General features: G+C 72.7%; 22 protein-coding genes and 1 pseudogene. 10 read left to right on the forward strand and 13 right to left on the reverse strand.

The window, feature by feature from the left end:
- Window positions 1-18: 18 nt before the first annotated feature.
- Window positions 19-549 carry a hypothetical protein gene (locus AVL59_RS49910; RefSeq protein ID WP_162494768.1) on the forward strand — a complete coding sequence of 177 codons (531 nt, stop codon included), beginning with the start codon at window positions 19-21 and terminating at the stop codon, window positions 547-549.
- Here the strand turns inward: AVL59_RS49910 and AVL59_RS38805 are convergent, their stop codons facing one another.
- Window positions 550-2,586, reverse strand: a complete 2,037-nt coding sequence (locus AVL59_RS38805; protein ID WP_067313972.1) for a bifunctional glycosyltransferase 87/phosphatase PAP2 family protein — start codon at window positions 2,584-2,586, stop codon at window positions 550-552.
- 370 nt (window positions 2,587-2,956) lie between these two features.
- On the opposite strand from AVL59_RS38805, the gene AVL59_RS38810 reads away from it, so the two are divergent.
- From AVL59_RS38810 to AVL59_RS38820, 3 genes are all read left to right on the forward strand, one after another.
- Window positions 2,957-4,333, forward strand: a complete 1,377-nt coding sequence (locus tag AVL59_RS38810; RefSeq protein ID WP_067313974.1) for an MFS transporter — start codon at window positions 2,957-2,959, stop codon at window positions 4,331-4,333.
- 132 nt (window positions 4,334-4,465) lie between these two features.
- A complete protein-coding gene (locus AVL59_RS38815) occupies window positions 4,466-5,584 on the forward strand; it encodes a DUF2330 domain-containing protein (RefSeq protein WP_237281792.1) in 1,119 nt (372 codons plus the stop codon).
- Window positions 5,585-5,657: 73 nt separating this feature from the next.
- The gene (locus AVL59_RS38820) at window positions 5,658-6,329 is read left to right on the forward strand and encodes an O-methyltransferase (RefSeq protein ID WP_067313976.1); all 672 of its coding nucleotides are present in this window, start codon (window positions 5,658-5,660) and stop codon (window positions 6,327-6,329) included.
- A gap of 18 nt (window positions 6,330-6,347) precedes the next feature.
- On the opposite strand, the gene AVL59_RS38825 is transcribed toward AVL59_RS38820, so the two are convergent.
- Complete coding sequence (locus AVL59_RS38825; protein ID WP_067313981.1) at window positions 6,348-6,740, reverse strand: hypothetical protein; 393 nt, start codon at window positions 6,738-6,740, stop codon at window positions 6,348-6,350.
- 134 nt (window positions 6,741-6,874) lie between these two features.
- On the opposite strand from AVL59_RS38825, the gene AVL59_RS38830 reads away from it, so the two are divergent.
- Complete coding sequence (locus AVL59_RS38830) at window positions 6,875-7,306, forward strand: DnaJ family domain-containing protein (RefSeq protein WP_067313982.1); 432 nt, start codon at window positions 6,875-6,877, stop codon at window positions 7,304-7,306.
- On the opposite strand, the gene AVL59_RS56205 is transcribed toward AVL59_RS38830, so the two are convergent.
- From AVL59_RS56205 to AVL59_RS38845, 3 genes are all read right to left on the reverse strand, one after another.
- Window positions 7,295-7,747, reverse strand: coding sequence for a hypothetical protein (locus AVL59_RS56205; protein WP_308281806.1), 453 nt, complete (start codon window positions 7,745-7,747; stop codon window positions 7,295-7,297). The genes AVL59_RS38830 and AVL59_RS56205 overlap by 12 nt on opposite strands.
- A gap of 72 nt (window positions 7,748-7,819) precedes the next feature.
- Window positions 7,820-8,230 (reverse strand): nuclear transport factor 2 family protein, encoded by a 411-nt coding sequence (locus tag AVL59_RS38840; protein ID WP_067313983.1) that lies wholly within the window; start codon window positions 8,228-8,230, stop codon window positions 7,820-7,822.
- A gap of 109 nt (window positions 8,231-8,339) precedes the next feature.
- The gene (locus AVL59_RS38845; RefSeq protein WP_067313984.1) at window positions 8,340-9,059 is read right to left on the reverse strand and encodes a helix-turn-helix transcriptional regulator; all 720 of its coding nucleotides are present in this window, start codon (window positions 9,057-9,059) and stop codon (window positions 8,340-8,342) included.
- A gap of 96 nt (window positions 9,060-9,155) precedes the next feature.
- Here AVL59_RS38845 and AVL59_RS38850 point away from each other — a divergent pair, with 96 nt between their 5' ends.
- Window positions 9,156-9,668: a GNAT family N-acetyltransferase gene (locus tag AVL59_RS38850; RefSeq protein ID WP_208870523.1), complete on the forward strand. Its 513-nt coding sequence runs from the start codon at window positions 9,156-9,158 to the stop codon at window positions 9,666-9,668.
- On the opposite strand, the gene AVL59_RS38855 is transcribed toward AVL59_RS38850, so the two are convergent.
- Window positions 9,652-11,691, reverse strand: a complete 2,040-nt coding sequence (locus tag AVL59_RS38855; protein WP_067313986.1) for an MFS transporter — start codon at window positions 11,689-11,691, stop codon at window positions 9,652-9,654. The two genes, AVL59_RS38850 and AVL59_RS38855, sit on opposite strands and share 17 nt — an antisense overlap.
- 161 nt (window positions 11,692-11,852) lie before the next feature.
- Between AVL59_RS38855 and AVL59_RS38860 the strand changes: the two genes are divergently transcribed.
- Window positions 11,853-12,818 (forward strand): peptidoglycan-binding domain-containing protein, encoded by a 966-nt coding sequence (locus AVL59_RS38860; RefSeq protein ID WP_067313988.1) that lies wholly within the window; start codon window positions 11,853-11,855, stop codon window positions 12,816-12,818.
- A gap of 45 nt (window positions 12,819-12,863) precedes the next feature.
- On the opposite strand, the gene AVL59_RS38865 is transcribed toward AVL59_RS38860, so the two are convergent.
- Both AVL59_RS38865 and AVL59_RS38870 read right to left on the reverse strand, forming a co-directional pair.
- On the reverse strand, window positions 12,864-13,520 hold the full coding sequence (locus tag AVL59_RS38865; protein ID WP_067313990.1) for an HAD family hydrolase: 657 nt from the start codon (window positions 13,518-13,520) through the stop codon (window positions 12,864-12,866).
- Window positions 13,521-13,666: 146 nt separating this feature from the next.
- Window positions 13,667-14,248: a TMEM165/GDT1 family protein gene (locus AVL59_RS38870; RefSeq protein WP_067313992.1), complete on the reverse strand. Its 582-nt coding sequence runs from the start codon at window positions 14,246-14,248 to the stop codon at window positions 13,667-13,669.
- A 374-nt stretch (window positions 14,249-14,622) separates the two neighbouring features.
- Between AVL59_RS38870 and AVL59_RS38875 the strand changes: the two genes are divergently transcribed.
- Complete coding sequence (locus AVL59_RS38875; RefSeq protein ID WP_067313993.1) at window positions 14,623-15,267, forward strand: HNH endonuclease family protein; 645 nt, start codon at window positions 14,623-14,625, stop codon at window positions 15,265-15,267.
- 638 nt (window positions 15,268-15,905) lie between these two features.
- Here the strand turns inward: AVL59_RS38875 and AVL59_RS38880 are convergent.
- The 4 genes and pseudogenes from AVL59_RS38880 to AVL59_RS38895 form a co-directional block, all read right to left on the reverse strand.
- Window positions 15,906-16,517 carry a DedA family protein gene (locus AVL59_RS38880; protein ID WP_067313995.1) on the reverse strand — a complete coding sequence of 204 codons (612 nt, stop codon included), beginning with the start codon at window positions 16,515-16,517 and terminating at the stop codon, window positions 15,906-15,908.
- 219 nt (window positions 16,518-16,736) lie between these two features.
- Window positions 16,737-17,192, reverse strand: a complete 456-nt coding sequence (locus AVL59_RS38885) for a DoxX family protein (RefSeq protein ID WP_067313997.1) — start codon at window positions 17,190-17,192, stop codon at window positions 16,737-16,739.
- A gap of 119 nt (window positions 17,193-17,311) precedes the next feature.
- A pseudogene (locus tag AVL59_RS49915) lies at window positions 17,312-17,802 on the reverse strand (FAD/NAD(P)-binding protein); the annotation flags it as partial.
- Between the two features lie 190 nt (window positions 17,803-17,992).
- On the reverse strand, window positions 17,993-18,232 hold the full coding sequence (locus AVL59_RS38895; protein WP_067318269.1) for a DUF2277 domain-containing protein: 240 nt from the start codon (window positions 18,230-18,232) through the stop codon (window positions 17,993-17,995).
- 93 nt (window positions 18,233-18,325) lie between these two features.
- Here AVL59_RS38895 and AVL59_RS38900 point away from each other — a divergent pair, with 93 nt between their 5' ends.
- Window positions 18,326-19,225, forward strand: coding sequence for a ketopantoate reductase family protein (locus AVL59_RS38900; protein ID WP_067314000.1), 900 nt, complete (start codon window positions 18,326-18,328; stop codon window positions 19,223-19,225).
- 13 nt (window positions 19,226-19,238) lie between these two features.
- Here AVL59_RS38900 and AVL59_RS38905 read toward each other — a convergent pair whose 3' ends face one another.
- On the reverse strand, window positions 19,239-19,610 hold the full coding sequence (locus AVL59_RS38905) for a hypothetical protein (RefSeq protein WP_159400190.1): 372 nt from the start codon (window positions 19,608-19,610) through the stop codon (window positions 19,239-19,241).
- Window positions 19,611-19,696: 86 nt separating this feature from the next.
- Here AVL59_RS38905 and AVL59_RS38910 point away from each other — a divergent pair, with 86 nt between their 5' ends.
- On the forward strand, window positions 19,697-20,149 hold the full coding sequence (locus AVL59_RS38910) for a MarR family winged helix-turn-helix transcriptional regulator (protein ID WP_067314004.1): 453 nt from the start codon (window positions 19,697-19,699) through the stop codon (window positions 20,147-20,149).
- Window positions 20,150-20,201 lie beyond the last annotated feature (52 nt).

Consider the following 20,201-nt stretch of genomic DNA (forward strand, 5'->3'; position numbering starts at 1 on the left):
TGGCTCGTGGGGCCGCCCGTGCCTCTGTGGCTGTGCTTCGCGAGTGCGCTCCCGGTCGGGTTCGGCTGGGCCATGGCTGCCGGGCGCGGGCACCGGCTCACCGCGGGCACCCCTTTCCACTTCGGCCACGGTCCCCGGTTCGTCCGAATGCGCCAGGCCGCGCGTCCGGTGGCGGACAGCAAGCCGATCGGCCCGCGTGAGACATGGCGGCACCACCTGTGGTTCCGCATGCCCCTCGGGCTCGGGGTCGGGTTGGCCATGGCCCTGCTTCTGGCACCCGTCGCGGCCTGGGACGTGGGATTCGGCTTGGCCGCCCGCATCGCTCTCGTCGCCACTCTGTGGACTGGCCTGTTGTCCGGACCGGTGAGCAACGTCGCCGTGGCCACGGCCCTCACCGCGCTGCACCTGCACGTAACAGAGGGCACTCCCGTCCGGCTCCTCCCCTTCCTGGAGGACGCCCGGCGCCGCAACCTGCTGCGTGTCATCGGCCCGGTCTACCAATTCCGGCACGCCCGACTGCAAGAGCGGCTGGCCCGGCAGCCGGAGTGATCAGCTGGGGGCCGCGTCCTTCACCGGCACCGGGGCGCCGCTCACGGCCGCCGCCCTGACCACCCGCGCCCGCGGCCCCTGCAGCAGATACGACAGCCCGAAGCCCGCGCCCACCACCACCGCGCCGCCGACCGCGTCCAGCACCCAGTGGTTGCCGGTCGCGACGATGGCCGAGACGGTGAAGAAGGGGTGCAGCAGGCCGAGGGCCTTCATCCACCACTTCGGGGCGATGACCGCGATCACGATGCCGCACCACAGCGCCCAGCCGAAGTGCAGGGACGGCATCGCCGCGTACTGGTTGGTGAGCGCGGTCAGGGTGCCGTAGTCCGGCTTGGAGAAGTCCTGGACGCCGTGGACGGTGTCGATCATGCCGAGGGTCGGCATCAGGCGCGGCGGGGCCAGCGGGAAGAGCCAGAAGCCGATCAGGGCGAGGAAGGTGGCGAAGCCGAGGGAGGCGCGGGCCCAGCGGTAGTCGACCGGGCGGCGCCAGTAGAGGACGCCCATGATCGTCAGCGGGACCACGAAGTGGAAGGACTCGTAGTAGAAGTCGAAGAAGTTCCGCAGCCAGTCGATCTTCACCACGGCGTGGTTGACCGCGTGCTCGATGTCGATGTGCAGGAAGCGTTCGAGGTCGAGGACGAGGTGGCCGTGGTGTTCGGCGGTGGCGCGGCCCTTGGAGTTGCTGCCTCCGGTCGCCGCCAGCCGCACCTGCTGGTAGGCGGCGTACACGACGCGTATGAGCAGCAGTTCCAGCAGCAGGTTCGGGCGGGTGAGCACCCGGCGCAGGAACGGCAGCAGCGGAATGTTCCGGAAGCGGGCCGGGACCGGCGGCGCGTACTCGGTGGGGATGGGCTTCTGGTAGTACGGCGAGGTGCGGGACAGGAACGGTACGGCCGTGGCGGCGACGATGGCCGCGAGCAGCACGATGTTGTCCCGCAGGGGGTACAGCGCCGCCATGTTCGGCAGCATCATCTTCGCCGGGAGGGTGGTGACGAGGACCACCGCGACCGGCCAGACGTAGCGGTCCGAGGCCCGCTTGCCGACCCGGCCGACCACCGCGAGCAGCACCCACAGCAGCTGGTGCTGCCAGGTGGTCGGGGAGACGGCGACGGCGGCACAGCCGGTGAGGGCGACGGCGAGCAGCAGCTGGCCGTCGTGGGCGTAGCGGACGGCGCGGCGCAGGGCGAGGGCCGCGACGGCCGCGCCCAGCAGCAGGAAGAGGGCTATCTCCACCGGACCGGACACGCCGAGGCGGAGCAGGGCGCCGTGCAGGGACTGGTTGGCGAGGTCGTCGGCCTTGCCGCCGAGACCGGCGCCGGCCATGTGGTGCACCCAGTAGGTGTACGAGTCGTGCGGCATCGCGGCCCAGGCGAGGGCGGTGCACCCGGCGAAGGCGGCGGCCGTGCTGAGGGCGGCCCGGCGGCGGCCGGTGAACCACAGGAGCGGGACGAAGAGCAGCACGGTCGGCTGGAGCGCGGCGGCCAGGCCCACGCACAGGCCGCTGGTCCGCTCGCCCCGTACGGCGAAGCAGCCGAGCAGCACCAGCAGGACCGGGATGATGCTGGTCTGGCCGAGCCACAGGGTGTTGCGGACCGGCAGCGAGAGCATGAGCAGGCTGATGGCGACCGGAGCGGCCAGCAGCGAGGTGCGGCGGCTGACCGGCTGGGGCAGCGCGCGGGCGACGACCAGGCCGAGGGCGACGACCAGGAGCAGGGTGCCGAAGGTCCAGCCCCAGCCGAGCGCCTGCTCGGCGGACCTGGTGAGCGGCTTGAGCACGAGCCCGCCGAACGGCGTGCCGGTGAACTTCGTGGAGTCGTACAGGGAGCCCTTGACGTGCAGGACTCCGTGGGGGCCGACCCAGGTCTCCAGGGCGGTGAGGCGTTCGCCGCTCGGGGTGGTGAGGACGACGGTCATCTGCCGTACCGCGAGGATCGCGGCCACCGCCCACAGCGCGAGCCGGGCCGCTCTCAGACGGGCTCCGGCCGCGGCCGCCCCGAAGGCTTCCGTCGGTCCCCCGCCGTGTTCCACGTTCGCCACGCCTCGTCGGCCTCCCGCCCCGTTCGTTCGTGCTGAGAACCCTAAGAGGCTCCCACCCCCTCCGGACAGAGACGCAGGCAACCCCCTCTTCACCTGACGTCCGTCCGTCTTTTGTCCGGAAGACGATAGTGCGTGGGGGGTCCGGTTGCGCCGGCCGGGGGCGACAAGGATCACAATGCGCTCTCCGCCCGCGGAGTCGGGAGCGGAGGCATGTGCCTGCGTACAGCGCATTTAGCTGCAGCATGCATCGATACGCGTACGCGGCGTAGTGGGGCGAAGTACCCCTATGGTCGTTTTTCTGCCCGTCGCACGTCACCGCCGCCGTCCGGGCCGTTTCCCCGTCCCCGTCGAAAGGTAGGCGAGCCCCGTTTTGGCGACCGCCACAGCCGTCACCCCGCTTCCGAAGACCCCGCGGGCCGCCGAGGCCCCGGCCGGTGTCACCGTCACCGATCCCGCGCTCGTCCGGCGCGCCGTGAAGGCGGCCGCGCTGGGCAACGCCATGGAGTGGTTCGACTTCGGTGTCTACAGCTACATCGCCGTCACCCTGGGCAAGGTCTTCTTCCCCTCCGGCAACCCGACCGCGCAGCTGCTGTCCACGTTCGGCGCCTTCGCCGCGGCCTTCCTGGTGCGCCCCCTCGGCGGCACGGTCTTCGGCCCGCTGGGCGACCGCGTGGGCCGGCAGAAGATCCTCGCCCTCACCATGATCATGATGGCGGCGGGCACCTTCGCGATCGGTCTGATCCCGTCCTACGCGTCGATCGGCGTCGGAGCGCCGCTGCTGCTCCTGGCCGCCCGCCTGGTGCAGGGCTTCTCCACCGGCGGCGAGTACGCGGGCGCCTCGACGTTCATCGCCGAGTACGCGCCGGACAAGCGGCGCGGCTTCTTCGGAAGCTGGCTGGAGTTCGGCACGCTGGCCGGCTACATCGGCGGCGCGGGCCTCGTGACGGTGATGACGGCCGTGCTGTCGTCCGACGACCTGCTCTCCTGGGGCTGGCGGATCCCGTTCCTGATCGCCGGCCCGATGGGCATCATCGGCCTCTACCTGCGGATGCGTCTGGAGGAGACCCCGGCGTTCGCGGCCGAGGCGGAAAAGGCGGAGGCGGCCCGGGCGAAGGTGCCGCTGCGCGAGATGGTGGCGGGGCAGTGGAAGGCCCTGCTCCTCTGCATGGGCCTGGTGCTGGTCTTCAACGTCACCGACTACATGCTGCTGTCGTACATGCCGAGCTATCTGACGAGTGAGCTGAAGTACGACGAGACGCACGGGCTGCTGGTCGTGCTCGGTGTGATGGCGCTGATGATGATCGTGCAGCCGTTCGCGGGTGCGCTGACCGACCGGGTCGGGCGCCGTCCGGTGATCGCCGCGGGCTGCGCGGGGTTCCTGTTCCTGTCCGTACCGGCGCTGCTGCTGATCCGGAACGGCAGTCTGGTGGCGGTGGCGCTCGGCATGGGGGCGCTGGGGCTGCTCCTGGTCTGCTTCACGGCGGCCATGCCGGCCGCGCTGCCCGCTCTCTTCCCGACCCGGGTCCGCTACGGCTCCCTGTCGATCGGGTTCAACGTGTCGGTGTCGCTGTTCGGCGGGACGACTCCGCTGGTGGTGACGGCGCTGATCGGGGTGACCGGGAACATGATGATGCCCGCCTATTACATGATGGCCGCGGCTGTCGTGGGTGGGTTCGCGGTGTGGCGGATGAGTGAGTCGGCGGGACGGCCGTTGCCGGGTTCGGCGCCGGCGGTGGAGAAGCGGTAGCGGTACGGCGCCGTGGGTCTGCGGGCCGTCCCCGGACCGCCTGCGCCGTGGCCGGTCGCGCAGTTCCCCGCGCCCCTTCGGGGCGCTTGGCCCCACCGGAACCGTTCCCGCATCCGTGCCGTCTGTAGCCCCGTGAAACGCGCCCGCATACTCGCAGTCGTCCTCGCCCTGTTCGGCATTCAGCTCGGCTGGCTGATCGCGCCGGCCTACGCCTGCGGCTGCGGCGCCATGATCCCGGACGCCGCGCAGCAGATCTCCGTGGCGAGCGAGCAGTCCGTGCTGCGCTGGGACGGCCGCCAGGAACAGATCGTGATGCGGCTGACGGTCGACGGAGACGCCCGGCACGCGGCCTGGATCATGCCGGTGCCGCACCGGGCCACCGTCCGCCTCGGCGACCCGGCCCTGTTCGACCAGCTCGGTAAGGCCATCGCCCCGGTGTTCCGCACCCGGTACCACTTCTGGCCGCAGAACGGGGACTGGCCCTTCGAAAGGCACGACGAGGTCGGCGACGCCGCACCCCCGGCGGCCGGCGGCGTCGGCGTGGTCGGCCGGCAGCGGCTCGGCCCGTTCGACGTGGCCCGGCTGACCGCGACCGATCCGGGCGCACTGGACACCTGGCTGCACGGCCACGGCTTCGCCCTCCCGGCCAGGCTGAAGACCGCCCTGCAGCCGTACGTCGACCGCCGCTGGGAGTACGTGGCCGTCCGGCTGGCTCCCGAGAACGCGCAGACCACACTGCACGGCGCCCTCGACCCGATCCACCTCACCTTCGCCAATGACCGGCCGGTCTACCCGATGCGGCTGTCCCGTCTGGCCCGCACACCCCAGTCCCTCGGTCTGTACGTGCTCGCCGCGCACCGTATGCGGACGCGCACGACGATCGGCGGAACGGATCCCCAGGTGGTGTTCGCCGGGCGGCTCGGCAAGCAGGCCGGCGCGCTCGGCAGGCTCGCCACGGGCACGCCGTATCTCACGGCCCTGACCCAGCAGTTCCCGGAACCGGCCCGGATCTCCGGCGACCACGAGCTGCTGCGCGCCGCCGCCGACACACCGGTCCAGCACGTGATCTACGACGACCTGCTGCGCGAGGTGGCCGGGATCCCGGCCTGGCTGCTGACCGTCGGTGGCGGCCTGCTGCTGGTCGTCACGGCCGGGGCGCTGGTCGCCGTACGACACTCCCGGCGGCCGGTGATCCCGCCGCCGCCCGTACAGGCCCCGCCGCCGCTGCCCCCGTCCACGCCGATCGGCTGAGACCATTCAAGGGGCAGCCTCAAAGAGCCTCGGGAAGAGACTTGAGCGGACACTCGGGAAAGGCAGCAGGCGCATGAGCGGGTCGCAGGTCTGGGACGACGTCGACTTCTACTTCAGCAGCCACCTCACTCCGGACGACGAAGTGCTTCAGGCGGCCCTGCGCGACAGTGAGGCCGCCGGGCTGCCGCACATCGCCGTCACGGCCACCCAGGGCAAGTTCCTGCAGATGCTCGCCGAGATCCAGGGGGCCAGGCACATCCTGGAGATCGGCACACTCGGCGGGTACAGCACGATCTGGCTGGGCCGCGCCCTGCCCGCCGACGGCAGACTGATCTCGCTGGAGTACGACGCCAAGCACGCCGACGTGGCCACCCGCAACATCGCCCGGGCGGGCCTGGAGACGATCGTGGAGGTGCGGGTGGGCCCGGCCCTGGAGTCGCTGCCCAAGCTCGCCGACGAGAACCCGGCCCCCTTCGACCTGGTCTTCATCGACGCCGACAAGGCCAACAACCCGCACTATGTGGAGTGGGCGCTCAGGCTCACCCGGGCGGGCAGCCTCATCGTCCTGGACAACGTGGTGCGCGGCGGCCGGGTCGTCGACGCCGAAAGCGCCGACCCCGACATCGTCGGCATCCGCTCCGCCATCGAACTGATCGCCGCTCATCCGAGGCTGAGCGGCACGGCACTCCAGACGGTGGGCAGCAAGGGGTACGACGGCCTCGCGCTGGCCCGCGTGCTGGGCTGAGCGCCCTGCCCGGGGGGCTCAAACCTCGTGGAAGAAGCCCACGTTGACGCTGCGCGGGGCGCTGCGGTCCTGGACGACGACCTCGCCCGAGCCGCCGCGCGGCAGCGCCACCGAGCCGCCGTAGGTCACGGTCTGCGCGTACTCGCCGACGATCAGCCGCACTTCGGCGGACGGCTCGGCCTGCGAGCCGCGCAGCCAGGTCAGCTGCCAGCCGCCCTCGGGGCCGCACAGGAACTCCAGGTGCACCCGGGAGACGAACAGCCAGTCCTCGGGTGTGACCAGCCGGCACACGGCCGCGTCCCGGCCCACGCGCAGCACGGCGCCCGGCTCGCTGGGCGCGTCGGCCATCGTCATGCCGGCCGTGGCGCCCGCGTCGGCCCCGGAGACGGTGGCCATGGTCAGTTCGAGCACGTACGTTTCCCCCTGCAGCGTCTACGACGTCCGGGACGTCCTCGAGCGGAACGTCCTTGTGCGGCACGCCGGTTTGCCGCACCGCCGCCGAATGATAAAACGCCCGGCCGGGCCGCGTCCGGCACAATGGGTTCATGACCGAGCGAAAGCCACCGGGCCTCCCGTTCGAGTCCTGGGTCGACCATCAGATCCGTGACGCGCAGCGGCGAGGTGAGTTCGACCGGCTGCCGGGCGCGGGCGAGCCGCTGCCCGAGGGGATCGACTCCACCTATGACGAACTGTGGTGGATCAAGCGGAAGATGGCCCGCGAGGGACTGTCGGTGCTGCCGCCGGCACTGGCGCTGCGCAAGGAGGCCGAGGACGCGCTCGCGGCGGCTCGTACGGCGCCCTCGGAGCGGATCGTCCGGAAGATCATCACCGAGATCAACGTGAAGATCCGCGACATGATGTTCAAGCCGCCGCCCGGCCCGCCGCTGGGCAAGAAGCCGTACGACGTCGAGGAGGTCGTACGGGAGTGGCGGGAGCGCAGGGCTGCCGCCGGGGATGCGCCCGAGTCAGAGGTGTAGCAGGCGTCCGGCCAGTTCCCGGTAGTCGCGCAGGGCCAGACGCAGGTGTTCGGTGTCGGTGTCGTCACCCTTCTGCCAGGACATGCGCAGGGTGCGGCGGCGCCGTGTCACGGCCTCGCCGAAGCGCGCGGCGATCTCCTCCAGGGCCCGGTCGGCCTCCTCGACGGCGGCCCGCGGCGCGTCCTGGAACCCGGCGGCCGTCCGTCCCAGCCGCGCCTCCCACCGCCGAGCCTCCTCGGGCGGGAGCAGCGGGGCACGCGGAATGCCGCCGGCCTCTCCGGTGGGCCCGGGCGGGGCCCAGCCGGGCGCGGAAGGCCAGGCGTCCGCCGCCGGGCCTTCCGTCGTCCGCGCCTCCCGCCCGGAGACCTCGCCCGGGGAGGGCACCCCGAGCCCGTCCTCCGGCATCGAGTCGTCCGCCTCGACGTCCCTGTCCTGTGGCATGCTCAGGCCTCCTTCGGGCACCGGTTCTCCCTTCGCTCAGGGTGACCCGGAAGGCGAGCCGCAAAACGGATGTCAGTGGGTGAAACGGCGCAGTCCGGTCACCGACCAGACGGTCGCGATGCGTCCGTCCGCCACCTCGATCAGGTCGATGCCACTCAGTTCGCCGCCGTCCGGCCGCGTCACGTACCAGCGGCACGCGGCCTGCCCCAGCCCGCCGTCCACCAGCGGGGTCCCGTCGACGACGAACCGGTACCCGGGCTTTCGCACACGGAAGTCGGAGATGTAGGCGACGATGCCGGCCGGGCCGTGGATCTCGTCGGTGGCCGCACCCTCGGGGTCGTTGCCGAAGCGGATACGGAAACCGGGAGCGAGGAAGGCCTCCGGATCATGGAAGTCGCCGTTCCACAGGGCGGTCCAGCGGTCGAAGAGGGCGCTGCCGGTGGCGGGGATGAGGGCGCCGGTCGTCAGGGGTGTCGTGGTCATGGCTGGTGCCTCCGTTGGAGATCGTCTGAAGGTCGTCCGAAGTCGTCACCGATCGGAACGGGCACCAGCCTCCGCCCCGTCCGCGACACCCCTCTGTCGGTGATTGCCGTCACATCCCCAGCTCGGCGAGGGGCACCACGTCCGAGCCCAGCGTGTCGAGCGCGGCCAGGTCGACGGGGCGGTGCGGGGCCCGCTCGTCCAGGGCCGTGACGGCGCGGACGCGGTCGAGGCGGAAGCCGCGGGGTGCCTGGCGCAGCCGGCACCAGGCGGCCAGGTACCAGTGCTCCGCACCGCCCAGGAACGCGAGCGGCTCGACCTCCCGGGCGGTGACGGCGCCCGCCGCGTCGACGTACTCCAGGCGCAGCACCCTCCCCGCCGACAGCGCCTCGCGCAGCGCGGCGGGCACCACCGGCCCGGCCGGCCGCGCGGGGCGCGCGGCCGGTACGAGCAGCCCGACCCGCCCGGCCAGCTCCAAAGCCGCCCGCCGCTCCCGGCCGGGCATCACGGCCAGCACCTTGTGCAGGGCGCTGCGCGCGTCGGCCGCGAACGGCGTCCCGGCGAGCGCGTGCAGCCCGACGGCCAGGGCGGTCGCCTCGGCCGGGGTGATGGCCAGCGGCGGCAGGGTGCGCTCCTTGTCCAGGACGTACCCGCCGCTGCGGCCCGGCTCGGCGTGGATCGGCACCCCGGACTGCTGCAACGCCGCCAGGTCCCGCTCGACGGTACGGACGCTGACCTCGAAGCGCCGGGCCAGCGCGCGGGCGCTGCGGGGCCGGGGCGCGGCGGCGCGCAGCTCCTCGACCAGGGCGTAGAGACGGTCGGTTCGGTTCACGGCAGACAGTCTCGTGCGGACACCGGTGCCGGGCTCCCCGGAGGTCGCCCGAATTCGCTTGCGGAGAGCCCGCGGCCGCGCCCGAGAATGGCCGGCATGACCTGGACGATCGCCCCGGAAGCGTACGACTCCCCGGCCGCCGCCACGCTCTGGCGGGCGTACTACACGGAGGTCAGCGACCGCTGGTACCTGCTGCACGAGGGACACCGCACCGATCCGGACGAGCTGGAGCGGGAGATCGCGGCCCAGACCGGTGCGGAACTCGCGCCGCCTGCGGGACAGTTGCTGATCGCCCGGTACGACGGCGAGCCGGCCGGCTCGGCGGGTGTACGGCTGCTCGGCCCGGACACGGCCGAGCTCACCCGGGTGTTCGTGCACGAGTCGATGCGCGGCCGGGGCGGGGCGGCGTTCCTGGTCGCCGCCGCCGAGGAGGCCGCCCTCGCTCTGGGAGCCCGGTGGCTGATCCTCGACACCCGCGGCGACCTGGTGGAGGCCCGCGCCCTGTACGCCCGCCTGGGCTACCTGGAGACGGGGCCCCACAACGACGACAGGTACGCCGAACACTGGTTCCGCAAGGAGCTGTCGGCGGCCGTCACCCGACCTTCGTGACCGTCCCGCCGTCCGGCCGCTCGCTCTCCGAACCGCACAGCTCGCCCGTGAGTTCCCGCACCAGCTTGACCAGGTCGGTGCTGCGGCGCGGCTGCCACCAGTCGCCGAGCAGCTCGGAGAGGGAGTCCTCGCGGGCCCTGGCGAGCCGTTCGGCGGCCTCACGGCCGGACTCGGTGAGCGTCAGGTCCAGGCCGCAGCGCTCGACCAGGTGCCGCTCCTCGATCTGGCGTTCGGCGGCGAGGATGTTCTGCAACGGGACGTCGGTGCGCTCGGCGAGCTGCCCCGGTTCCACCGAGCCGTACTTGCGGATGCGCAGCAGCATCCAGCCGGCGGCGGGCAGCAGGTCGTACCCGGCCCGTCGGGTGAGGTCCCGGTAGACCTCGCGGCGCCCCTCGCGGGTGCCGAGCACGGACAGCGCGCGGCACACCTCGTCGTAGGAGGAGCGTTGCACCGGGTTCGGCGGGATCGTCTCGGACACGTCGGGTGCGGTGACCGAGCCGCGCAGCCGGTCCTCCTTCAGGAACCAGGCGAGGACGAAGCCGAGGGCGGCGACCGGGGCGGCGTACAGGAACACGTCGGTGATGGCGGAGGCGTACGCGTGCAGGGCCGCCGGGCGCAGGGCGGCCGGCAGGGCGGCGATGCCGCGCGGGTCCGACTTGAGGGCGTCGGCCGTGACGCCGGGCGGCAGACGCCCTCCGCGGAAGGCATCGGCGAGCTTGTCGCCGAGGCGACTCGCGAAGACGGTGCCGAAGATGGCGACGCCGAAGGACGCGCCGATGGAGCGGAAGAAGGTGGCGCCGGAGGTGGCGACGCCCAGATCCTCGTAGGACACCGCGTTCTGCACGATGAGGACGAGGACCTGCATGACCAGGCCGAGGCCCAGGCCGAAGACGAAGAAGTAGACGCTCATCACGGCTGTGGAGCTGTGCTCGTCCAGCCGGTGCAGCAGGAGAAGTCCGACGGCGGTGACGGCGGTGCCCGTGACCGGGAAGACCTTCCAGCGGCCGGTGCGGCTGACGATCTGCCCGGAGACGGTCGAGGACAGCAGCAGGCCGATCACCATCGGCAGCATGTGCACCCCGGACAGGGTCGGCGAGATGCCGTGCACGACCTGGAGGAAGGTCGGCAGATAGGTCATCGCGCCGAACATGGCGAAGCCGACGATGAAGCTGATGACGGCGGCGAGGCTGAAGGTGCGGATGCCGAACAGCTTGAGCGGCAGGACCGGTTCGGCGGCCCGGCGCTCCACGGCGACGAACAGGACGGCGAGGACGACGCCCAGTACGGCGAGCCCGATGATCTGCGGCGAGCCCCACGCCCAGGTCGTCCCGCCGAGCGAGGCGAGAAGCACCAGGCAGGTGGCGACCGCGGCGATCAGGAAGGTGCCGAGGTAGTCGATGACATGGTGGGCGGCCCGGCGCGGAATGCGCAGGGCGGTGGCGATCACGGCGAGCGCGACGACACCGACGGGCAGATTGACGTAGAACACCCAGCGCCAGCTCAGATGCTCGGTGAGCAGCCCGCCGAGCAGCGGCCCGAGCACACTGGTCGCGCCGAACACGGCACCGAACAGCCCCTGGTAGCGGCCGCGTTCGCGCGGCGGCACGATGTCGCCGACGATCGCCATCGACAGCACCATCAGCCCGCCGCCGCCCAGGCCCTGCAGCGCCCGGTAGCCGATGAGCTGCGGCATGTTCTGCGCCATCCCGCACAGCGCGGAGCCGATCAGGAAGATGACGATCGCGGTCTGGAACAGCTTCTTGCGTCCGTACTGGTCGCCGAGCTTGCCCCACAGCGGGGTCGCGGCGGTGGAGGCCAGCAGATAGGCGGTGACGACCCAGGACAGGTGCTCCAGGCCGCCGAGGTCGCTGACGATGGTCGGCAGCGCGGTCGACACGATGGTCTGGTCGAGCGCCGCCAGCAGCAGACCCAGCAGCAGGGCGCCGATCGAGACGAGCACATTGCCGGAGACCTGCTCGTCGACCTTCCGACCGCTCGCCGTGCCGTGCGTGTCCAGGGCCATGAAGACCTCCCGGGGCTCAGATGCGCCCTTCCATCCTGGGTGGTGTTGCCGTTTATGGCCTGTTGAGGCCCCTGTGTGGCCGGTTTGCGGCGTGTTCCGGTTCGGTGGATGTGGAGGGAGTCTGCATAAACTCGGGAGTTCCCGAGGGGAGGGGCGAACGCGTGACGGAACCGAGGGGCCACACCTGCCCGGAGTGCGGGGCGCCGAGGGCGGCGGACAACACCCCGTCCTGCGACTGCACCCGGCGCGCGGCGGATGCCCTGCGCGAGGCGCGTACGACTCAGGCGGCCGCCGCGGAGGACTTCGACCCGCTGCGCATACGGCCGTACGTCGAGGTCGCCGGAGCCCCGGACGAACCCGTCGGAGCCCCGGACGGACCCGCCGCGCAGGAGACCCGTCCGATTCCGGCCGTCGAGGCCACCCTGCCGCTGCGCCCGCTGCCCGGCCCGAACACCACCGACCTGCGCCTCTTCGACGAGGAGCCACCGCACGAGCCCGGGCCCGGCGGGGCACCGCCGCGGGGGCCCCGGCGCCGCTCGCGCCGTACGGTCCTGCTGTCCGTCGCCGGCGCGGGGGTCGCCGTCGTGGCGGCGGCCGGGCTGGCGAGCGGTCTGTTCTCGTACCGGACGCCCTCGCGGGACCGGGCCGCGGCGTCCCAGGAGGTACGGGAGAGCGTCCCGGAGGTGACGTCACCGGGCACCTCGTCGGCGCCCGCACCGCCCCCGGCGGCCGCCTCACCGCGCCCGGCCACTCCGTCCCTGTCCCCGTCGTCGCGCCCGAGCCCGTCCCGCACCGCCCCGGCCTCACCCCCGGCCCCCACGGCGTCCCGCAGCGCCTCCGCCCCGGCCTCAGCGACCCCGACGGCGCCCGTCACCCGCACCCCGAACGCGGTCCCCACCGCGCCTCCCGTGCTGCGGCGCGGCGACCACGGCCCGCAGGTCGCCGAACTCCAGCTCCGTCTGCAGCAGGTGGACCTCTACGACGACTCGGCCAACGGCGTCTACACCGGCTCCGTGGAGGACGCGGTCCGCAGCTACCAGTGGTCCCGTGACATCACCGAGGACGACCCGGGTGTGTACGGCCCGGCCACCCGGGCGAGCCTGGAGTCGGAGACGTCGGATCCGTGAGCGGCGGGTGCGGCCGTGTGAAGCCGCCCGGCGCGGGAACCGGCCTCAGCCCAGGTGCAGCCGTACCGACCCGTCCGCCAGGGCCTCGACCCTCACCTGCGTGAGGTCTCGCACTACGGCGTCCGGCCCGTGCGCCCCGGCCCGCGGCCCGACGCCCACGACCGTCATCCCCGCGGCGCGGCCGGCCGCGATGCCCACGCCGGAGTCCTCGAGGACGACACAGTCCGCCGGATCGACCCCCAGCTCGGCGGCACCCTTCAGAAACCCCTCGGGGTCGGGCTTGCTCGCGCCGACCGACTCGGCCGTGATCCGCACCTCGGGGAGCGCCAGCCCGGCGGCGGTCATCCGCGCGGTGGACAGTGCGACGTCCGCGGAGGTCACCAGGGCGTGCGGAACGCCCTTCAGAGAGTCGAGGAAGGCCGCGGCGCCGGGCACCTCGACCACGCCGTCCATGTCGGCGGTCTCATCGGCGAGCATGCGGGCGTTGTCGGCGAGGTTCTGCTCCAGGGGCCGGTCGGGCAGCAGCACCGCCATCGAGGCGTGTCCCTGCCGCCCGTGGACGACCTTCATCACCTCGTCGCCGTCCAGCGCGTGCCGTCCGGCCCAGCGCCGCCAGACGCGCTCGACCACGGCATCCGAGTTGACGAGGGTGCCGTCCATGTCGAGCAGGAGGGCGCGGGCGGTGAGGACGGTGGCCGGCATCGGCAGCTCCAGTAAGCGAGGAACGGGACAAGGCGGCCCCGCCCGCCGGTCAGGGAAAACGGGCGGGAGCCACTTTGTTCCTCCACGGTACAAAACCTGTCCCGATCCCGCCACCACCCGTCGCGAGGATTCACCGTCCGTTCAGCTCAGGCCGCCGCCGCCTCATACAGGCTCCACACCCCGAGCCCCAGCATCAGCAGGGCCGCGATCTGCGTGATCAGCCGCAGCGGCACCCGCTTCATCAGCGCCTTTCCGCCGACGATGCCGAGTCCGGCCACCGCCCACAGAGCGAGGACCGCGCCGAGACCGACGGAGACCGGGTCGTCGTAACGGGCGGCGAGGTTGGCGGTCATGATCTGGGTGAGGTCACCGAACTCGGCGACGAGGATGAGCATGAAGCCCGTACCCGCGACCTTCCAGAAGGACTGGTCGGCGGGCTTCCTGATCTCCTCTTCGCCGTCGTCCCTCTTCATCAGCAGCACGGCGGCGCCGCCGAGGAAGAGGACACCGGTGATCGCGTGCACGATCCGCTGCGGCAGCAGGGTCAGCACGCTGCCGGCCGCGACGGCGAGCACGACATGCAGCAGGAAGGCGGCGGCGACGCCCGCGAAGACGTACGAGGCGCGGTAGCGGGTGCCGAGGACGAGGCCGGCGAGCGCGGTCTTGTCCGGCACTTCGGCGAGGAAGACGACGCCGAAGACGAGCGCCGTCACGGTGATGCTGATCAAGGGTCCTCAATCGGTCGGGCTGCCCCGCCGAGAGTGCTGCACCTCACATGAGACACCTCGGCACGGCAGCACACTCGTCACCCGCGCCTTGGGGCACGGGCGTGCACTGCTTGCCGAAGGTCTCGCTGGGCGGTCCTCGCGGAATCCGCCTCCGGGCGCCGGCTCAGGCTGGCTGAGCAGTATGTCGACGGTCCGGCGAAGAGCTACTCCCCTTCTGCGCGCTCCAGTGTACGGGACGTGAAGGTTCCGCTGCGGAGCTTGTCGTGTCATGAGCACGTCACTAAGTTCTTACCGAACGCTCACTTCACCGCAATACCGCGCCGCGAGCATTCCCTGGCTCGCGCCCAACACCCCCACCCCACAAGGGAGTTAGCATGCCGAAGTTCTACGCGCGTCGACACCTGAGCGTACTCGCCGGCGCCACTGCCCTGATAGCCTCCGCCGCCCTGTTCAACTCCCCGAGCGCCTCCGCCGCCCTGCCCACCCCGGTCAGCGGCGCCACCGCCCGCGGCTACCTCGCCCAGCTCACCGTGGCCACCGAGAACCGCACCGGCTACAGCCGCGACAAGTTCCCGACCTGGATCACCATCTCGGGCACCTGCAACACCCGCGAGTGGATCCTCAAGCGGGACGGCTCGAACGTCGTCACCAACTCCGCCTGCACCGCCACCAGCGGCAGCTGGTACTCCCCGTACGACGGCGCCACCTGGACCTCGCCCTCCGACGTCGACATCGACCACCTCGTGCCGCTCGCCGAGGCCTGGGACTCCGGGGCGAGCAAGTGGACCACCGCCCAGCGCCAGGCCTTCGCCAACGACGTCACCCGCCCCCAGCTCCTCGCGGTCACCGACAACGTGAACCAGGCCAAGGGCGACCAGGACCCGGCCACCTGGGTCCCGTCCCGCTCCGCGTACCTCTGCACGTACGTCCGCGCCTGGGTCCAGGTGAAGTACTACTACAACCTCTCGGTCGACTCCGCGGAGAAGACCGCGCTGACGAACGACCTGGCGCACTGCTGACGACGCCGCCGGGCCGTCCCTGAGCGGCCCGCCGTCGGTGCCCCCGGGGCACGGCGCCGGCCGGACCCGGCCGCGGCGGCCTCCTCGGCGTGGCGGGACCGGCCGTTCACCCCCGGGAGCGGGCTGCCGCCGGGCCGCCGGCAGCACCGCGTCCGCCGCGACCTTCGCGCCGCGGGCATGACGGCCGCCAGGCGCGGCCCGCCGCGTGAGATGCGCGGCGGGACCGCCCAGGCGACTCGAAGAACACCCGGCCGAGCACACACCCCGGCCCGCCCCGCATCAGGAACCCACCGCGAGCCCGACGACCGTCCCCGGACGCCCCGACCAGACAGCGACCCGGCACCACCCGCCGCCTGAAATGCACGACGGGGCCCCGGAGGCAACTTGAACCGCTTCCGGCCGAACACGCACGCCGGTTCGCGTCCGAGCCACGGCCCACCCGGCTCCGCCGCGCAGCGACTACACCAGCCCGCACCGCATCAGAAACCCCACCGCGAGCACGACCCCTCCGGACGCCCCGACCAGACAGTGCCCCCACACCACCCGCCGCCTGAAATGCACGACGGGGCCCCGGAGGCAGCTTGGACAACTTCCGGCCGAGCGCACACCCCGGCCCGGTCGGCCCCGCCGCGCGGCCGCTACGCCGGCCTGCGGCGCATCAGGAAGCCCGCCGCGGCACCCGCCCCGAACAGTGCCGCCACCGACACGGCCGTGGCCAGCCAGGTGGCGCCCAGCCAGCGGGCGCCGAAGTAGCCGAGGGCGACGCTGTAGGCGGCCCAGGCCAGGCCCGCCAGGGCGGACCAGGGCACGAAGTCGCGGGCGCGGCGGTGTGCGGCGCCCGCGCACAGGGAGACGACCGAGCGGCCGGCCGGGGCGAAGCGCGCCAGGACGACCAGGGCGCCGCCGCCTCGGGACAGCGCCTCGCTGAGACGTTCCTGCGCGGTGGTCAGGCGGCGGGACCGGGCGATCGCGCGGTCCAGTCGCTCCCCGCCCCGCCAGGCCAGGCGATAGGCCACCAGGTCACCGAGGACCGAGGCGGTCGCGGCCGAGAGGGTCAGGACGAGGATGTCCGGCACACCGTGCGGGAACCGCCCGCTCGCCGCACCGGAACCCGCCGCCGCGGCCGTGGCCGCCGTGATGACGAGCACTCCGCTCGGCAGCACCGGCACGAACACATCGAGCAGCACCGACAGGGCCACCACGGCGTAGATCCATGGACCACCCGCCAGTGACCCCACGCTCTCCAACACGACATCTCCCCCGTGATTCCCCCGTTGTTCCCCCGATGACAGCCATACAGCGTACGCCGGGGGTGTGACAGAAGGTTCGTGGGGGGCACCTGTGTTCCACCGAGAGTGATCACATCGTTGCCTGTCCGGGCGGTGTCCGTGACCTTGGCGCGAGGGGCCCTGCACGACGGCGCCCCTCCCCGCACAGCAGGGGAGGGGCGCCGTCGCGTGGCGGATCGGTCAGGCCGCTATCGGGGCCCGGTCCGCGGCCGACTGCGGCGTCGCCGCCGTGCGCCGGGCGAAGAGGCGGTCCACGCCGAAGGCGCCGGAACCGGTGAAGACCAGCAGCAGGAACGCCCAGCTGAAGAGCGCCGACAGCTCGCCACCGTTCTGGATGGGCCACAGGGCGGCCTTCTGGTGGACGTCGAAGTACGCGTAGGCCATCGAGCCCGAGGCGACCAGCGCGGCAGCGCGGGTGCCGAGGCCGAGCAGGACGAGGCCGCCGGCGACCAGCTGGATCACGGCCGCGTACCAGCCGGGCCAGGTGCCGGACGGGATCGTGCCGCCGTTGGTGCCCATGGCGCCGCCGAGGACACCGAAGAGCGAGGCGGCGCCGTGCACGGCGAAGAGCAGGCCGATGACGATGCGGAAGAGTCCGATGGCGTACGGCTGAGCGGAGTTGAGACGAGCGGTCATGGGGGGATTTCTCCTCTTCGGTGTCGGCCCGGCCGGGCCGTCCGGCAGGGCCGGACACAGCGGTGCCGGGCCGGTCGTGGGGGCGGCGGTACCGAATGAGAGACCCAGGTTAGGCGCACCTAATCAGTGCTTGCAAGTTCAACATCTGGCCATGCTTCCGCCTGCGCGTGCGATTCCGCTTCGGCCGCGGCCGCACGTAGAACGGCTCGCGCCACCGCGTCGACGTCCGAAAGCGTGACCGAATCCCCGCCTGGACGGGCGCCCGCGGCGGTCACCCATCGCACACCTTCCGTCGGCACGCCGAACGCGAACCGCCGTGTGTGCGGCCTGTCTTGACGGTCGATCAGGCGATAGGGGCGCGGCGTCACATCCAGCCCTCCGGTCTCGTAACCGCCCACGGTGTGCGGCCGGCAGCCGCCGCCGCTCAGCAGTCCGGCGAGCAGGTCGTCAGTCCCGCGAGCAGGTCGTCCGCGGTCCGCCGCAGATCGGGTTCCGGAGGGCATGCCTCTATGAGAGTCGTCACACGGACCGCCGAGCCCAGCGCGTCCGGCGAGCGCGCCGCCCACGCCCCGCGCTCGGCGCGCACATCGAGGCGCGGGCCGAGCACCTCCCGTTGCGCAGGTCGCGCAGCACGTCCAGGGCCGCCTTCAGCGGGCCGCGCACAGGAAGCGGACGGTCCGCCTCATCATGCCCGCCGGGCAGTGACCGGGAGGCGACACCCCGAACCCGGCCCGGACCAACCCCGGCCCGGCAGGCCCGAGTTGTCCGCCATGCCGGTCTCGGGTGCGTTCAGGGGACGTTCACGCGTCCAGCTCCGCCGCGCGCCCGGAGCGGCCCCGTACCTCCAGGTCCGCGAGCAGCTCGGCCGTGGCCTGGGCGACGGCCTCCACGGCCCGGTCGAACACCTCGCGGTTGTGGGCGGCGGGCGCCCGGAACCCCGAGACCTTCCGCACGTACTGCAGCGCGGCGGCACGGATGTCGTCGTCGGTGGCCTCACCGGGCAGCACGGGCGGACGCAGCGTCTTGATACTCCGGCACATGCCCCCAGTCTCACGCACACCGCCCGCCCCTGCGATGATCGCGCCGAAGGCGGCCACCGATTCCCGGGGCCGACCGACGAGAGGAACATCCTCATGACCACCCGGCACACCGTCGCCGTTCTGGGCCCCGGCGGCACCGGCGGCCTCCTCGCCGCCCTCCTGTCCCGCTCCGGCCACCGCGTCATCTGCCTGGCCCGGGAAGCCACGGCCGACACCCTGCGCGGCACCGGCATCCAGGTCCGCAGCGGTCAGTTCGGCGAGTTCACGGCCCCCGTCGAGGCGGACACCGAGCTGCGCGAGCCCGTGGACGCCTGCCTGATCGCCGTCAAGCACACCGCCCTGGACGCCGCCCTCACCCGCGTTCCGCCCGCCGCCCTCGGCGACGCCCTCGTCGTACCGCTCCTGAACGGCGTCGAACACCCCGCGGCCCTGCGCGCCCGCTACGGCCGCGACCGCGTGGCCCCCGCCGTGATCCGCGTGGAGTCCACCCGTCTCGCCCCGGGCGTGATCGAACACGGCAGCCCCTTCACGGAGATGGACCTGACGGGCGACCCGGTCCCCCGCACCCGCCTCGAAGACCTGGCCGCCGTCCTCTCCGGCGCCGGCGTGACCACCCGGGTCCTCGGCGACGAGACGGCGGCCCTGTGGGCGAAGATGGCCTTCCTCGCTCCCTTCGCCCTGCTCACCACCCGCTACGGCCTCCCCCTCGGCGAAGCCCGCACCCGGCACCGCGAGGAACTGGAATCCCTGGTCGCCGAGACCGCCGCGGTCAGCCGTGCCTGCGGCGCCCCCGCGGACCCGGCCCAGGCCCTGTCCCGGTACGACGCCTTCCCGCCCTCCGCCAAGTCCTCCATGCAGCGCGACGCCGAGGCGGGCCGTCCGCTCGAACTCGACGCCATCGGCGGCGCGTTGCTGCGCGCGGCGGACCGGCACGGCGTGCCGGTGCCGGTGACGGCCCGCCTGGTGGGCGAACTGCGGGCCGCCGGCCACTGAGCCCCCCGTCGGCTCAGTGGGCCAGCAGCCACTGGGCCGACACCAGGTGCACCGCGGCGAGAGCGCCCGCGGTGATCAGCGTGCCGGTGTTGCGGCGGGCGGCGCCGATCGCGGCGTCGCCCAGCTGCGCCAGGCCCGCGACGATCAGTACGGGACCGAGGGAGCCCCAGGAACCCGCGGCGAGCAGCACCAGCACGACCAGGCTGAGCGGGACGGCCCGGACGGCGTAGGCGCGGGCGAAGAAGACGACCCCCGAGTTGACGGACTCGCCCGCCGCGAGCCCCAAGGCGGGCCGGGCGAGTCCGACGACGCCGGAAACCCCCGAGACGAGCGCGACGAGCGCGTTGAGCAGGCCGATCACGATGTGCGCGGTCGAGACGGACATGTCCACCACCAGCCCTTCCGGAACATTCAGTCACTTCCAGAATCATTCTGATGCTGAATGATTACTCGGAAGGTACCATCCCCGGCATGAATGAAGTCAAGGGCTCCGCGGGACTGCCGGGCACGCTGACGTTCCGACTCGGCACACTGGGCTCGGCCGTCGGCGACCGCTTCGCCGAGCGCATCGAGCGCCACGGCCTCAAGCCCAAGCACGTGGGCCTGCTGACCGCCCTCGGCCAGGGGGCGTTCGCCTCGCAGCAGGACCTCGCGGGCCGCCTCGGGGTGGCCCCCAGCCTGGTGGTGTCCCTCGCCGACCACCTGGAGTCCCTCGACGCGGTGCGGCGGGTGCGCGACCCACGGGACCGCCGCCGCCAGGTGCTCACCCTCACCGACCGGGGTCACGAACTTCTGGCCACCTGCACGACCGAGGCCAGGGCCCTGGACGCCGAACTGACCGCCCACCTCGGCGAGCCCGAACGACAGGCGCTGTTCACGACCCTGGGCGGCCTGGCGGCCCGGGCGGGCCTGCCGACCGACTGAGGGGCCGGACCGGCGGAGCAGGCCTTCCCGTCAGCACCGAAGCCCGGCCCAC

Source organism: Streptomyces griseochromogenes (genome assembly GCF_001542625.1).
Lineage (GTDB): Bacteria > Actinomycetota > Actinomycetes > Streptomycetales > Streptomycetaceae > Streptomyces > Streptomyces griseochromogenes.

Excerpts from the sequence above, each read along its gene's own strand:
- AVL59_RS38820 (WP_067313976.1), top strand. The coding sequence starts at position 5,658 with ATGAGCGGGTCGCAGGTCTGGGACGACGTCGACTTCTACTTCAGCAGC.
- AVL59_RS38830 (WP_067313982.1), top strand. The coding sequence starts at position 6,875 with ATGACCGAGCGAAAGCCACCGGGCCTCCCGTTCGAGTCCTGGGTCGAC.
- AVL59_RS56205 (WP_308281806.1), bottom strand. The coding sequence starts at position 7,747 with ATGCCACAGGACAGGGACGTCGAGGCGGACGACTCGATGCCGGAGGAC.
- AVL59_RS38840 (WP_067313983.1), bottom strand. The coding sequence starts at position 8,230 with ATGACCACGACACCCCTGACGACCGGCGCCCTCATCCCCGCCACCGGC.
- AVL59_RS38850 (WP_208870523.1), top strand. The coding sequence starts at position 9,156 with ATGACCTGGACGATCGCCCCGGAAGCGTACGACTCCCCGGCCGCCGCC.
- AVL59_RS38855 (WP_067313986.1), bottom strand. The coding sequence starts at position 11,691 with ATGGCCCTGGACACGCACGGCACGGCGAGCGGTCGGAAGGTCGACGAG.
- AVL59_RS38865 (WP_067313990.1), bottom strand. The coding sequence starts at position 13,520 with ATGCCGGCCACCGTCCTCACCGCCCGCGCCCTCCTGCTCGACATGGAC.
- AVL59_RS38875 (WP_067313993.1), top strand. The coding sequence starts at position 14,623 with ATGCCGAAGTTCTACGCGCGTCGACACCTGAGCGTACTCGCCGGCGCC.
- AVL59_RS38885 (WP_067313997.1), bottom strand. The coding sequence starts at position 17,192 with ATGACCGCTCGTCTCAACTCCGCTCAGCCGTACGCCATCGGACTCTTC.
- AVL59_RS38895 (WP_067318269.1), bottom strand. The coding sequence starts at position 18,232 with ATGTGCCGGAGTATCAAGACGCTGCGTCCGCCCGTGCTGCCCGGTGAG.
- AVL59_RS38900 (WP_067314000.1), top strand. The coding sequence starts at position 18,326 with ATGACCACCCGGCACACCGTCGCCGTTCTGGGCCCCGGCGGCACCGGC.
- AVL59_RS38905 (WP_159400190.1), bottom strand. The coding sequence starts at position 19,610 with ATGTCCGTCTCGACCGCGCACATCGTGATCGGCCTGCTCAACGCGCTC.
- AVL59_RS38910 (WP_067314004.1), top strand. The coding sequence starts at position 19,697 with ATGAATGAAGTCAAGGGCTCCGCGGGACTGCCGGGCACGCTGACGTTC.